This is a genomic window from Marinihelvus fidelis (genome assembly GCF_008725655.1).
In the GTDB taxonomy this organism is placed as follows: Bacteria; Pseudomonadota; Gammaproteobacteria; order Xanthomonadales; family SZUA-36; genus Marinihelvus; species Marinihelvus fidelis.
Map to the genome: position 1 here is coordinate 182,112 of NZ_VYXP01000003.1, position 13,996 is coordinate 196,107.

Annotated in this window: 10 protein-coding genes; 5 read left to right on the forward strand and 5 right to left on the reverse strand. The window is 65.0% G+C overall.

Annotation, left to right across the window (positions count from 1 at the left end):
- Both F3N42_RS05240 and F3N42_RS05245 read right to left on the reverse strand, forming a co-directional pair.
- The gene (locus F3N42_RS05240; protein WP_224784726.1) at window positions 1-882 is read right to left on the reverse strand and encodes an MBL fold metallo-hydrolase; all 882 of its coding nucleotides are present in this window, start codon (window positions 880-882) and stop codon (window positions 1-3) included.
- Between the two features lie 55 nt (window positions 883-937).
- Window positions 938-1,492 carry an Hcp family type VI secretion system effector gene (locus F3N42_RS05245; RefSeq protein ID WP_150863334.1) on the reverse strand — a complete coding sequence of 185 codons (555 nt, stop codon included), beginning with the start codon at window positions 1,490-1,492 and terminating at the stop codon, window positions 938-940.
- Window positions 1,493-1,580: 88 nt separating this feature from the next.
- On the opposite strand from F3N42_RS05245, the gene F3N42_RS05250 reads away from it, so the two are divergent.
- Entirely contained in the window at window positions 1,581-2,903 is a 1,323-nt protein-coding gene (locus tag F3N42_RS05250) for a tetratricopeptide repeat protein (protein WP_150863335.1), read from the forward strand.
- Here the strand turns inward: F3N42_RS05250 and F3N42_RS05255 are convergent.
- Window positions 2,879-4,567 (reverse strand): sodium:solute symporter, encoded by a 1,689-nt coding sequence (locus F3N42_RS05255; protein ID WP_150863336.1) that lies wholly within the window; start codon window positions 4,565-4,567, stop codon window positions 2,879-2,881. The genes F3N42_RS05250 and F3N42_RS05255 overlap by 25 nt on opposite strands.
- A 122-nt stretch (window positions 4,568-4,689) precedes the next feature.
- The gene (locus F3N42_RS05260) at window positions 4,690-6,822 is read right to left on the reverse strand and encodes an alpha-glucuronidase family glycosyl hydrolase (RefSeq protein WP_150863337.1); all 2,133 of its coding nucleotides are present in this window, start codon (window positions 6,820-6,822) and stop codon (window positions 4,690-4,692) included.
- Window positions 6,823-7,070: 248 nt separating this feature from the next.
- On the opposite strand from F3N42_RS05260, the gene xylB reads away from it, so the two are divergent.
- Both xylB and xylA read left to right on the forward strand, forming a co-directional pair.
- The gene (xylB, locus tag F3N42_RS05265; RefSeq protein WP_150863338.1) at window positions 7,071-8,567 is read left to right on the forward strand and encodes a xylulokinase; all 1,497 of its coding nucleotides are present in this window, start codon (window positions 7,071-7,073) and stop codon (window positions 8,565-8,567) included.
- A gap of 12 nt (window positions 8,568-8,579) precedes the next feature.
- The gene (xylA, locus tag F3N42_RS05270; protein ID WP_150863339.1) at window positions 8,580-9,932 is read left to right on the forward strand and encodes a xylose isomerase; all 1,353 of its coding nucleotides are present in this window, start codon (window positions 8,580-8,582) and stop codon (window positions 9,930-9,932) included.
- A gap of 21 nt (window positions 9,933-9,953) precedes the next feature.
- Here the strand turns inward: xylA and F3N42_RS05275 are convergent, their stop codons facing one another.
- Window positions 9,954-11,009, reverse strand: coding sequence for a LacI family DNA-binding transcriptional regulator (locus F3N42_RS05275; RefSeq protein WP_150863340.1), 1,056 nt, complete (start codon window positions 11,007-11,009; stop codon window positions 9,954-9,956).
- Window positions 11,010-11,163: 154 nt separating this feature from the next.
- Between F3N42_RS05275 and F3N42_RS05280 the strand changes: the two genes are divergently transcribed.
- A complete protein-coding gene (locus F3N42_RS05280; RefSeq protein WP_191621243.1) occupies window positions 11,164-13,578 on the forward strand; it encodes a SpoIIE family protein phosphatase in 2,415 nt (804 codons plus the stop codon).
- Window positions 13,575-13,946, forward strand: coding sequence for an STAS domain-containing protein (locus F3N42_RS05285; protein WP_150863342.1), 372 nt, complete (start codon window positions 13,575-13,577; stop codon window positions 13,944-13,946). Before F3N42_RS05280 ends, F3N42_RS05285 begins: the two co-directional genes overlap by 4 nt.
- Window positions 13,947-13,996: the final 50 nt, after the last annotated feature.

A 13,996-nucleotide genomic window follows, 5' to 3' on the forward strand; every position in this document is an offset into this window, starting at 1 on the left:
TTACTCCCCGCCCAGGTCGCGCACCAGCGTGCGCGTCATGCGCTCGGTGGAAATGAAGCCCCAGTTGTAGTCGTCGTGGTAATCCGCCAGCGGATTGGCAGCGACGATTTCATCAGCGGACTGGCCGTCGTCAACCAGCGCCTTCACCCGGGCACGCGCGTCGACCAGCATGTCATGGTCACGCTGAAGATCCGCCCGCGTGGCCAGCGGCCCGTGGCCGGGAATCACTTTCGACGTGTCATCCAACCGCTCGATCAACGCCTGCTGCGCGGCGATGTAACCCGACACCGTGCCGCCGTTGTCCAGGTCGATGAACGGGAACAGCCCGTGGAAAAACACGTCGCCGGTGTGCAGCACGTTCACTTCCGGAAAGAAAATGGCCGCGTCACCGTCGGTGTGCGCCAGCGGCAGGTGAAACACCTGCGCCTCCAGGCCGTTCAGGTAGAACGTCACGCCATCGGCAAACGTCACCACCGGCAGGCCGCCTTCACCGCCCGCGCCGGAGGGGTCTTCGAGCAAGCGTTTACGGATATTCTCGTGCGCGAACACCACGGTGCCGCTCTCGGCGAAGTGCGCGTTGCCGCCGACGTGGTCGCCATGGACGTGGGTGTTAACCAGGAAATTGACCGGCCGGCCCGCGGCTTCATCCACGAACGCCTTCAACGCCGGCGCCAGCGGCGCCAGGCCGTCGTCAATGAGGGCCACGTAGTCCTCGCCTGCCAGCAACGCCATGTTGCCGCCAGCGAAGCCGTCCGCGCCCTCGATCATCGTGATGCCGGGCACCACTTCCGTGGCCTTGAACGTGGTCGCAAATTCCTGGGCCTGGACGACGGGCGTCATGGCCAGGGCAATCAGCAGTAGCAGGGTTTGGGGTTTCAGCATCGTGACAGACCGGTCAGTTCAGACGAGCGCAAACCTTACACCATTGGCTGCGGATTTACTGTTGACAGGTCTCGGACGGAATCATGAACCGCGGACCTTGCGTAGTTTCGCCCGTGTTCTTGGTGATCGTGTACTCAATATCCACCTCAAGGAAGTTCAGCGTGAATGTCTCGGTAGGCACTGAATCATCGGAACCGCTCACTGCATAGTCCGAGACGAACACATCCCGCATATCGAACTTGTAATACTCCATTGGGCCTTCGGCCGTTTCGTTCGTCAGGATCAGGGTGGCGTCCGGAAGGAGATCACCCACCGCGACGGCACGAACGATGGGTACAGAACTGACCCCCATCAGCTTGTTCATCTCCAGTGTCGCCATCTTGCACGGGGCGGTAGACCTTCCGGTCTTCTTCGAGCCTACATCGACGGGTTTCGCGACACCCCAACTCCATGTAAGAACCTCGATATGATCCTTGTAGACCTTGTGCTGCGACTCACCCTTGATATCGCCGAGCTTGAGATAGGCGGCCGCATCGGCATCGACGGGCAAGCTGGCACCTGCGGCGACAATGGCGGCGGTGGCGATGGTACGACGGGCAGTATTCGACATTTCGGCTTCCCCTGTGAGACCGGCCAATCCGGTCTATGCTTCCCTTTCAGATTAGCAGCGGATTCAGAAACTTCCACACGGGGACGACATGAACATCGCGATTGAAGACGCCATACGACTGCACCAGCAAAGCCATCTGGAAGAAGCGGAGCGCGCCTATGCCAAGATGCTGGAGACCGATGATCGCAATGTTGACGCGCTGCATTACCTGGGCGTGCTCAGGCACCAGCGTGGCGCCAGCCAGGAAGCCATCGACCTGGTTGGCCGCGCCCTGGCGCTGAATCCGCATTACATCGACGCCCACGTTAACCTGGGCAACATACATCGTGAGACGGGCAATGATGAAGCCGCACGGGACTGTTACGCCAGGGCGCTTGAACTCGACCCCAATCACGCCGGCGCCCTGGGCAATCTCGGCACGGTGCTGAACACGGGCGGTGACCTTCGGGAGGCCTATGCCGCCGGCAGGCGGGCCGTGGAACTGGACCCGGATGCCGCCGGACACTGGGTGAACCTGGGCAGCACCCTGCTCAACGGTGGGCAATTGACGGCGGCGATGGACTGTTTCCGGGCTGCGATTGAACGTTCACCTCATTTGACCGGCGCCTATATTGGCCTTTGCCGGGCCCTGTACACACTGGAATGTCGAGAGGGGTATTCCATCAAGCACCGCAAGGAACTCGCCGACGTTTACAGGCGCTGGCTAGCCGAACACCCGGACAGCAGCTTCGCTGGATTTATGTTGGCCGCCTGTGAAGGTCAGGACGACCTGGAGCGCTGCCCGGACGAGTTCGTTCGCGCCTCGTTTGACGATTTCGCGCGCCACTTCGAACGCAAACTCGAAAAACTTGAGTACTGCGTGCCATCACTCATAGAGGGCGCCCTCCGCGAGACCACGGGGCCAAAGCGCTATTCGCGCATCCTGGATGCCGGTTGCGGGACGGGGCTCTGCGCGCCGTTCCTGCGGGAATGGGGCGACCACCTGGTGGGTGTCGACCTGTCTTCGGGCATGCTGGCGGAGGCCGCACGACGCCAGGTCTATGACCAGCTGCTTGAGGACGAACTGACCCGCTACCTTGAATCGGGACCGGCGCCATTCGACCTGGTGGTCTGCGCGGACACGCTGTGCTACTTCGGCGACCTTCACCGGATCATCCAGGCACTGGGAAGCGTACTGGCACCGGGAGGGCGGCTACTGTTTACGGTTGAACGCTCGGAACACCAGGGCCCGGCCGGTGAACGGGTGCTCTCAAGTGGCCGCTTCGCCCATCGCGAGGACCACGTCCTGCAGTGCCTCGACAAAGCGGGCCTGCACCCGGTCCAGGCCCGCCCTGACCGCCTTCGAAACGAAGGCGGTCAACCCGTCATGGGACTGCTCGTCGACGCCTACCCCAGCCAGAAGCTGAAGTAGATGTACAGCGTGGCCACCAGGCCCAGCACCACCGCCGTCAGGGCGACGTCCTTGCGGTCCCAGCTGGCGCGCACCGCTGCCCGGTCGATGGAGTCGTAGGTCAGGCCCTTGATCTGTTCGCGGTCCGGCGCCGGCGCGCTCTTCGATGCGACGATGATGGTGATCACGCAGATCAGGAACAGCACGCCCGAGAAGTAAAGGAAGTTGAAGTCACCGATAGCCGCCAGGAACGCCGGCGACTCGATTTTCCCTTCGCCGAAGAAGGCCTGGATCATCAGCTTGGTCATGCCCAGGATAAAGCCCAGGCTCAGGCCCCACACCGCGCCGCGGTTGTTGATGCGCGAGTTGAACACGCCCAGCAGGAACACCGCAGTAATCGGCGGCGCCAGGTAACCCTGAACGCTCTGCAGGTACTGGTAAAGGCCGCCGTCGGAGATCAGCGGCATCACCGGGATCCACGCCAGGCCCAGCACCACCACCACCAGCGTGGCAACACGGCCGACCGTCACCAGGTGCTGCTCGCTCTTGCCTGGGCGCAGCTTCTCGTAGACATCGACGGTGAACAGCGTGGCCGTGGAATTGAACAGCGACGACAGCGAGCTCATCAGTGCCGCCATCAGACCGGCCACCACCAGGCCGCGCAGACCTTCGGGCAGCAGTGACGCCACCATGGTCGGGAACACGCCGTCACCGGCAATCACCCCATCCTCGGTGGGAATCACCATCAGGCCCTTGGAATGCAGCGCCGCGCCGATCAGGCCCGGGATCAGGAAGAACAGCACCGGCCAGACCTTCAGGAAGGCGCCGAACAGCGCGCCGCGGCGGGCCGTTTTCAGGTCCTTCGCAGCCAGGGTGCGCTGGACGATGTACTGGTCCGTACACCAGTACCAGATACCGACAATCGGCGAGGCGATCATGATGCCCAGCCACGGGAAATCCGGGTCGGACAGCGGCCGCCACAACGCGTACTGGGCGATATCCTCGGCCGCGAAGGCCTTCAGCTCACCCCAGCCGCCCAGCAGCTGCAGGCCGAAGTAGGTGATGGCCACCGAGCCGATCAGCAGGATGAAGGCCTGCACGGCATCGGTGTACAGCACCACGCGCATGCCGCCGGCCACGGTGTACAGGCCGGTCAGCACCACGGTGACGATGGCGCCAATCCAGAACGCGTTCTGCGGACTGCCGAAGGTGTCCGGCAGCAACACGCTGAACACCAGCGCGCCGGCGTAGACCGTCACCGACACCTTGGTCAGTACGTATGCGGCCAGCGACACCAGCGACAGGATCCAGCGCGGCCGCGGGCCGAAGCGCTTCTCCAGGAACTCCGGCATCGTGAACACCTTGGAGTTGTAGTAGAACGGCACGAATACCCACGCCAGCAGCACCACCACCCAGGCGTGCAGCTCGTAATGCGCCATGGCCAGGCCCGTCGAGGCACCCTGCCCGGCCAGGCCGACGATGTGCTCGGAGCCGATATTGGAGGCGAAAATCGAGGCGCCAATCGCGAAAAAGCCGACATTGCGGCCGGCCAGGAAGTAATCCGCGGTATCCATCGCCTTGTTGCGGCGGGTCACCACCACGGCAACCACCACCAGCAGAAGGAAGTAGCCGGCGACGACCGCCCAGTCGAGGGTGGAGAGTGAAGGTATCGTGCTGTCTGGCATGGTCTTTCCCTGTTGTGTCCGGGCCCGTTTTGGGCCGCATTATGTTCACCGGGCGAGCCACGCCCGGATTTCGTTATCAGGCCGAGATTACATGATGAACCCCGGCTCGCCAATCACGCCATTCAGTTCCCCGGCGCGTAGGGGAATTGCATCGCCCTGTAATCGTCCAGTGTCAGCGGAGGCGGAGTCACGCCATCCGGCCAGTCCAGGCCCGAGCGTGCCTGGAAATAGGCCAGGCAGGCATCGCGCCACCATTTTGCCTCGCGCACCTGGATATCCAGGTAATCGGCGACGCGCGCGCGACGCACCGGGTCAACGTGCTGGCCCAGTGTTTCCCACTCGGCGCGCATTGCTTCTGCCTGCCCGACACCCTGGTCGTACTGTCGTGCCAGCGCCTGCCACAACGTAGTGCCGTCACGTAGCCGGTAATCCCAGGGCACGCGGTGAAACCAGAGCAGGTATTCATCAGGCACGGATTCCAGTGAGCCGAACTGCTCACCCACCGGCGCGTGATACTGCTCCACCGCGTTGCTGCCGCTGGCAGTGCGGTCGAAACCGATGCCATCGGCATCGGCGCGGTGGTAGTAAAACGGGTTCCACTCCGGCCGGCCCAGGTCATCTACCCACGGCGCCGGGCCGTAGTGGTGACCGGTACCCATGATGTGGGTCAGGCCCAGCGGCGTCATGTAGTTCACCACGGCTTCGCGCGAGCGCATCATCAACTCGGCGGCGGGTTCGACGAACGCCGGGTCGGTACTGAAGGTCTGCTGCAGCCATTCCCTGGCGATCACGTGGGCATCGCCATCCGGGTTCCAGGCCAGGCGGCCGAAAGCGTACCAGTTGGCCTGGTCGAAGTCCGAGCCGCTCCAGTCGCGGTCACGGCCAATGTTGGCGACACCGGCGATGCCGGTCAGTTCGTGCCCATCCAGCCGCCCATCGACAACTTTCGCCACCGTCGAACCCCCGCCCTGTGCGAACGTGTCGGTCTGTAGCACCTCTTCCCAGAGCGCGCCCAGGTAGACCAGGTGGGTGGAAAAACCCAGGTATTCCTTGGTCAGCTGGAATTCCATCATCAGCGGCGTGCCGGGCATGCCGCCGAACATCGGGTGAAACGGCTCGCGCGGCTGGAAGTCCAGCGGGCCGTTCTTGACCTGCACCAGCACGTTGTCGGCAAACGTGCCGTCCAGCGGCTTGAACTCGGTGTAGGCCTGGCGGACGCGGTCTTCGGGGTCGGTTTCCGAATAGACGAAGGCGCGCCACATCACCACGCCGCCGTGCGGCGCCAATGCGGCCGCCAGCATGTTGGCGCCATCGGCGTGGCTGCGGCCGTACTCACGCGGGCCGGGCTGGCCTTCGGAATTGGCCTTGACCAGGAAACCGCCGAAATCCGGGATGGCGGCGTAGATTTCATCGGCCTTGGCCGCCCACCAGGCACGTACAGCCGGGTCCAGCGGATCGGCGGTGTCCAGGCCGCCGATATCGCGCGGCGCGCTCCAGCGCGCGGAGAGATAGACACGAATGCCCCAGGGGCGGAATACGTCGGCCAGCTTCGCCGCCTTGGCGATGTAGCGTGGCGTCAGCACCTCGGCGGCGGCATTGACGTTGTTCAGCACGGTGCCGTTGATGCCGATGGAGGCGTTGGCGCGGGCGTAGTCGGTGTAGCGCGGGTCAACCAGGTCCGGCAGACGCCACCAGTCCCAAAGTGACTGGCCGGCATAACCACGCTCGACGTAGCGGTCCAGGTTGTCCCAGTGGTTCAGCAGCCGCAGGCCGACGCGTGGGTGATCGGCCAGTTCAATCGAATCGATGCTATTGCCGGACTGCAGCGCCCGCAGCAGGGCGAAGACGCCATACAGCACACCGGACTGGTCCTGGCCTTCCACCGCGGTGTAGGTGCCGCCGTGGACCGCCTGGCTGCTGACGCGGTAGCCTCCGGGGCCGATGGCTTTCTCGGTCTGTTCCGGCGCCCCGCGCCAGTCGCCGCCCGTGGTGCCGATCACGACGTCGCCCTCGCCCGGTCCTTCGGCGGGCATATCGATCACGTCGATTGGCGCGCCGGCTGACAGGCCCTCGATGCCGCGTCGCAGTTCTCCGGCGGCCGCTTCCAGGGTCGCCGTTCGCGGTGACGCGATCACCACCCGCCGTGCCTGTGAGCGCAAAGACTCGGCCTGCGTGGTGGCCAGTGACTCATAGCGCAGCCACAGCCGGTAGCCGTCTTCCGCCCCCATGGCCGTGTTGGTATACATTAGCGCCATGGCCAGCAGCGTTCCTAAAAACCTGCCCGGTCGACGTATCGTTATCAAATGAGCTCTCCAGTCTCTTATCAGGCTGAGCTGCCTGTCATCGCTGTCATCGTAACATTGACAGAATCCGGCATGGCCTTTATGGTAGCGCTAACATCATAAGCGGTCGGCGCGCACCTGACAAACGGCTCAGCGCGACCGGCAACGACGAAAGGCCGCGGACGACCTGCAACCCGCGGACCCAGAGACAGGCGTATCAAATGAACACCGTACTCGGCATCGACCTGGGCACCCAGAGCCTTAAAGTCGTTTTCTACGATGACCATGCGCGCGAGATCGTGGCGTCCGCTTCGGCCCCGCTGGATGTCGATCGCGACTCGGCCGGCAAGGCCGAACAACGCGCCGAAGACTGGCTGCAGGCACTGGAGACCGCACTTCGGCAGGTCCCTGGCCCCATTCGCGACTCCGCCCGTGCCATTGGCATCTCCGGGCAACAGCACGGCTTCGTGCCGGTGGATGCCGAAGGCAACGTGCTGGCCCCGGTCAAGCTGTGGTGCGACACCGCCACCCAGGCCCAGGTCGACGCGATCACCGCTGACGCCGGTGGCCGCGAGCGCTGCATCGAGTGGACCGGCCTGCCCGTCCTGGCCGGCTACACCGCGCCGAAGATCCGCTGGCTGGCGGACAATCACCCGGACCTGTACGTGCGCATGGCCCATGTCATGCTGCCGCACGACTACCTGAACTACGTGCTCAGTGGCGCCATTGTCATGGAGTACGGCGACGCCTCCGGCACCGGGCTGCTGGATGTGCGCGAGCGCTGCTGGAGTGAGCGCATGGTCACGACGGTGGACCCCGGCGGCCGTCTCGCGTCAGCACTGCCCGAACTGGTTGCGGCCGACACGATGATCGGCCGGGTCACCGCCGCGGCGGCCGAGCGCTTCGGGCTGCCGGAGGGCACCCCGCTGTCGACCGGCGGCGGTGACAACATGATGGCCGCCATCGGCACCGGCAATGTTTCGGCCGGCAAACTGACGATGAGCCTGGGCACGTCCGGCACACTGTTCGCGCACAGCGACACCGCGGTGGTCGACGAGGCCGGCAACATCGCCGCCTTCTGTGGTTCCACCGGCGGCTGGATGCCGCTGCTATGCACGATGAACTGCACGCTGGCGACGGAGCTGGTCAAACAACTACTGGACATCGGCAATGACCAGTTCGACGACACCGTGTCCGGCGCGCCCGCCGGCGCCGATGGCCTGACCGTGCTGCCCTTCTTCACCGGCGAGCGCACCCCGGACCTGCCGCGTGCCAGCGCCTCGGTTCTGGGCCTGAACGCCCAGAACACCACCCGCGCGCACCTGCTGCGCGCGACCATGGAAGGCGCCACCTTCGCCATACGCTTTGGTGTCGACGAACTGTCGCGGCTGGGCATCCAGGCGCAGGAAATCGTCCTCACCGGCGGTGGCGCGAACAGCGCCGAGTGGCGCCAGGCCGTCGCCGATATCTGCGGCCTGCCGGTGACCGTGCTGCTGCAGGACGAAGGTGCGTCGTTCGGCGCCGCGCTGCAGGCGCTGTGGATGCTGGAGCGAAGCGAAGGCCGCGACAGCGATATCGCCGACATCGCCGCGGCCCACCTGCAGCGCTGCCCCGAGCGCAGCGTTGCACCCAACCCCGGTACCGCGGACGCCTATGCCGCGGCCTGGACCCGTTACCGAAAGGCGCTGGATACGCTGGCGCCTCTCCTCGACACTTGATGGAGTAAGACCATGAGTTCAAAGCCGTTTATTGGCCAGCGAGAATTTTTCCCCGGCATTGGCGCGATCCCGTTCGAAGGGCCGGGCTCCGACAACCCGATGGCCTTCAAGGCCTACGACGCCGACCGGGAAGTTGCCGGCAAGACCATGCGCGATCACCTGCGCTTCGCCATCTGCTACTGGCACACGTTCTGCGCAGATGGCGGTGACCCCTTCGGCCCCGGCACGCGCCAGTATCCGTGGAAGGAAAAGAGCGACCCGCTGGCCGCGGCCGAGGACAAGCTGGACGCCGCGTTCGAATTCTTCACCAAGGTGGGCGTGCCCTACTACTGCTTCCACGACCGCGACATGGCCCCCGAGGGCGCCAGCGTGGCCGAGAGCGAGCGCAACCTGCAGCACCTGGTCAAGCTGGCCCGCGAGCGCCAGGACGAGACCGGCATGAAGCTGCTGTGGGGCACGGCCAACGTGTTCTCGCACCCGCGCTACATGAACGGCGCCTCCACCAACCCGAACTTCGACGTGGTCGCGCACGCCGGCGCGCAGGTCAAGGCCGCGCTGGAAGCGACCGTGGAACTGGGTGGCGAAAACTACGTGTTCTGGGGCGGCCGCGAAGGCTACGCGCACCTGTTCAACACCAACACCCAGCGCGAACTCGAGCACATGGCGCGGTTCCTGGGCATGGCGCGTGACTACGGCCGTTCCATCGGCTTCGAAGGCACCTTCCTGATCGAGCCCAAGCCAATGGAGCCGATGTACCACCAGTATGACGCCGACTCGCAGACGGTCATCGGCTTCCTGCGCCACCACGGCCTGGACAAGGACTTCAAGGTGAATGTCGAGGCCAACCACGCCACGCTGGCAGGCCACACCTTCGCGCACGAACTGCAGATGTGTGCCGATGCCGGCATGCTGGGCTCCATCGACGCCAACCGCGGCAACCCGCAGAACGGCTGGGACACCGACCAGTTCCCCACCGACCTGTACGACACCGTGGGCGCGATGCTGGTGGTGCTCTCGCACGGTGGTTTCAGCACCGGCGGCCTGAACTTCGACGCCAAGGTGCGGCGCGAATCCACGCGCCCGGACGACCTGTTCATCGCCCATATCGGCGGCATGGACGCCTTCGCCCGCGGCCTGCTGGTGGCCAACGCGATCATCGAACAGGGTGACCTGCCGAAATTCCGCGCCAGCCGCTACTCAAGCTTCGACGGTGGCAAGGGTAAGGACTTCGAAGACGGCGACCTGACGCTGGCTGACCTGCGCGACCACGCCGCCAATCACGGCGAACCGCGCCAGGTATCCGGTCAGCAGGAGCGGCTGGAGAACCTGGTCAACGACGTGCTGTCACGCACCTCGACGCTCTGAGCAAGACCCGCGCGCCGTCGCTTACCGCGGCGGCGCGCTGCTTTCCCGCCTGACCAGCTTGTAGGCCCGCGTCAGGTGGCGCGCCTTGACCGGTTCCCCGGCGCGGTCGATACGGATATTCGTTTCCAGCAATTCAATCGCCGCGCGCGACATGTCGGCAATCGGCTGGCGGATCGTCGTCAGTTCCGGCCAGATGGTCGTCGCCAGCAGGGTGTCGTCGTAGCCCACCACCGTCAGCGCCTCTGGCACCTCGATATGGAAGCGGTGCGCCGTGGCCACCACGGCCGCAGCCATGTCGTCGTTGCTGGCGAAAATGGCCGTGGGCCGTTGCTCCAGCCGCAGCAGCAGGTCCGCGGCCTTGAGCCCGGAGCGGTAGGAAAAATCACCCCGCACCACCAGCGACTCATCGACGTCGACGCCGGCCAGGCGCATGGCCTCACGGAACCCCGCCAGGCGTAAACGACTGGCGAGCTGGTTGTTATTGCCGACGATGAAACCGATGCGCTCGTGCCCCAGATCCAGCAGGTGACGGGTCATCTCCATGGCGGCGCGGTGGTCGTCGATGCTGACGGTCGAGATCTCGCTCTCAACGTGTTGCGCCCCCAGCGTCACCGTCTGCACGCCGCTGTCGTGGAGGATTTCCAGTACCGGGCGATAGCCGGTCAGGGGCGGTGTCAGCAACACGCCGTCAACACCGCTCATGAGCATGCCGCGCACGGCGGCCACGGCATCCTTTCCGAACCCGGATTCGACTACGACCACCTGCGCATCGCTCTGGCGCGCGCGTTCGAGCACGCCCAGCAGCATCGCGCTGAGATAGGTGCTGCTGGGGTTGGCGTACAGCAGGCCAATCTGCATCTGCCGCGCGCTGGCCAGCGAGCGGGCGGCCTTGTTGGGCGAGTAACCGAGTTCGGCGATGGCCTTCTCAACCTTCTCGCGCGTGGCGTCTCGCACCGCGACCTCGGCGTTGATGACCCTGGACACGGTCATCGGCGACACACCCGCCTCGCGGGCCACGTCGCTGATGGTGACCCGGGCGTGCTGGCGGCGGGCCGAGGTTTTCCTGCGCTCGCTCAAACCACTCCCCGGCGAGCGGGGTACCCATGAGCCGTCATCATCGTTATAAACTCCATCCAACACATTCTTGTTGTCGCGGCAGTATAGACCAAGCACCGGTGATTCCACGCGATCGCGGCTAGACTGGCCAGGGGGCATGAGGGAGCAAGGCGGAATGAATGGATTTCATAGCATGGCGACCCGGCTGGCGGTCTACACGCTGGCACCACTGGTCGTGCTGATGCTGTTTGCCGCCTGGCTGGACAACCGCCATGCCCGCAGGGCCATGCTGGACATGGCGGAGACCGCCGCCGTCAACCTGGCGGAAAGTGTCAGCGAGGAACTGCAGGGTGTCCTGCGCAGCACGCGCACGGGCATCGAGGCCTTTTCGCTGCCACTGTCACGTTTGCCGGACGCCCACACCGAAAACGTCGTGCCGTTGATCCGCGAGGCGCTCGAACGTTTCCCGCTGGTCTTTGGCAGCACACTGGCATTCGATCCGTCTGGTGGCGAGCCCGAGGCCCCGTACGTTTATCGCGAAGGCGATGACATCGTCGTCACTTCGCTGGCCGGCGACGACTACCGTTACTGGGAATGGCCCTGGTTCCAGCAGCCGATGACGACGGGTGAGCCGGTCTGGAGCCCACCCTATTTCGATGACGGCGGCGGCAATGTCAGTATGGTGACCTATTCCGTTCCGCTGCTGTCGGCCGAACGAAAGGCCATCCTGACCGCGGATATCCGCCTGGGCTTTCTCTCCGACCTGGTCGCGAGCGACCTGCTTGGCCAGCAGGGCATCGTGTTCATCTTCGATGAGTCCGGCCGCCTGGTCTCGCACCCGGAAGCATCATGGGTTATGCACGAGGACCTGTCCACGCTGGCGACAACACTGCAACTGCCGGCACTCGCCAATATTCCAGCGGCTGTGGCCAGCGGCGGTTTTTTCTGGCTCCGCCCCGCCGAGGGCATCAACGAGAGCGTCGTTGGCGGAGAGGCTTCCGAACCGGGCCGACTTTTTATCCGCCCACTTAACGAGGCCGGCTGGGGCATCGCCGTGTACTTCTCCGACCAGGACTTCATGGCCAGCATCAATTCCGCCACGCGCAACCGGCTGCTGTTCGGCCTGGGCATCATGGCGCTACTGGCGACAATCCTGGTCACGGTGTCGTTCCGCAGCCTGCACCCCCTGGGCATCCTGGCCTCGAGAACCCGCCTGATCGCACAGGGTGATTTTTCCGCCGAGACCCCTGGCCTGGACCGGGCTGACGAGATTGGCCGGCTATCGCGCGCCTTCCACCAGATGCAGCTGCACCTGGAACATTTTATCGATGACCTGACGCGGGAAACCGCGGCGCGGGAGCGCATCGAGGGTGAGCTCTCCACTGCCCGGCAGATCCAGGAGTCGCTGGTACCCAGCCCCAGCCCGGACATGGGCGACCTGCCGCTGGACCTGCGCGCGCTGCTGCGCCCGGCGCGCACCGTGGGCGGCGACCTCTATAACTATGTCATGCTGGACGAGAACCGGTTGTTTTTCGTCATCGGTGACGTGTCGGACAAGGGCATACCCGCGGCGCTGTTTATGGCGCAGGCCAACGCGCTGCTGATCGCGGCTACCAGCCACCATACGGACCCAGGGGATGTGCTGGACGTCGTCAACCGCGAGCTAAGCCACGACAACGAGTTCTGCATGTTCGTGACCCTGATGGTCGGCCTGCTGGACGTGCGCGACGGTCGGCTGACCCTGGCCAACGCCGCGCATGATCCGCCGTTGCTGCTGGCGACCGACGGCCAGGCCCGGTGGCTACAGGTCGATGGCGGCCCGCCAGCCGGCGTGGATGCCGATGCGACCTTCGACAGCCATCACTTCCAACTGGCCGCCGGGGACACCCTGGTGCTCTACACCGATGGCGTGACCGAGGCCCTGTCGCCGGCCGATGAGCTCTTTGGCAGCGAGCGACTCGAGAACGCCCTTCGAGGTCACCGGCCAGATAGCGCGGAAGCGGTTCGCGACCGGCTGGTCCACGCCGTCGACGCATTTTGCGACGGCGCCGAGGCCGCGGACGACATGACCCTGCTGGTCATCCGCCAGGCCTTCCGTGCGGCTACTGCCGACCTGGAAGGTGACATCGCCGTCAGCGTGGAGCCGGGCTGCCACGCCACCGTGGTGCAGCGGTTGCAATCCGTGCTGGCCGACAGCGGGAATACGCGGCTCGACCCGGCCGACCTTGAACTCGTCGTCGAGGAACTGGTCACCAACGTGGTCAAGTACTCCGGCCTGGGCCCAGCGGACACACTGAATGTCCGCTGGCGCGCGAGCGCGGACGCGCTGGTTCTCTGGCTCGAAGACCAGGGCGTCGCCTTCGACCCCCTGGCCGACCGGGACATGCCCGGCGGCGACGACCGCGAGCACGGCGGCATGGGGCTGGTCCTGCTGCGTTCGCTGACCGACGCCGGCCACTACGAGCGCGATGGCGACACCAACCGCCTGCGAATCGTCTTCGGTTCACTTGACGAGTCCGCCGCCGCCATGGAAAGTGCACATTCGCCAACCCGGGGCACGAATGCCCCAGACGAAGGAGACCAGGCATGAGCCTTGAAGTGATTTACGATGATGGCCCGGTCAAGGCCACGCTGAAGCTGATCGGCAAGCTCGACACCGACTCCGCGCCGCAGCTGACCCCGGTCATTGGCGATATCGCCTCGGCGCCGCCAAGCGTCCTGGTCATGGACCTGCAGGACCTGAACTACATTTCCTCGGCCGGATTGCGCTGCGTGTTCCAGCTGAAAAAAGCCCTCAAGCCCCACGGCGGCCAGCTGGTCATCAGCCACCCGTCACCGCAGGTGAAAAAGGTCTTTGATATCGTCAAGGCCGTTCCGGTGCAGTCGGTTTTCTCCTCCACCGCCGAACTCGACGCCTACCTGGACAAGATGCAGCGCTCCGTCGGCCAGGACGACTGAACACACCCGTACGGGCGCACGGCCCGGCGCTGTGTGCCGTATTAGAGCCT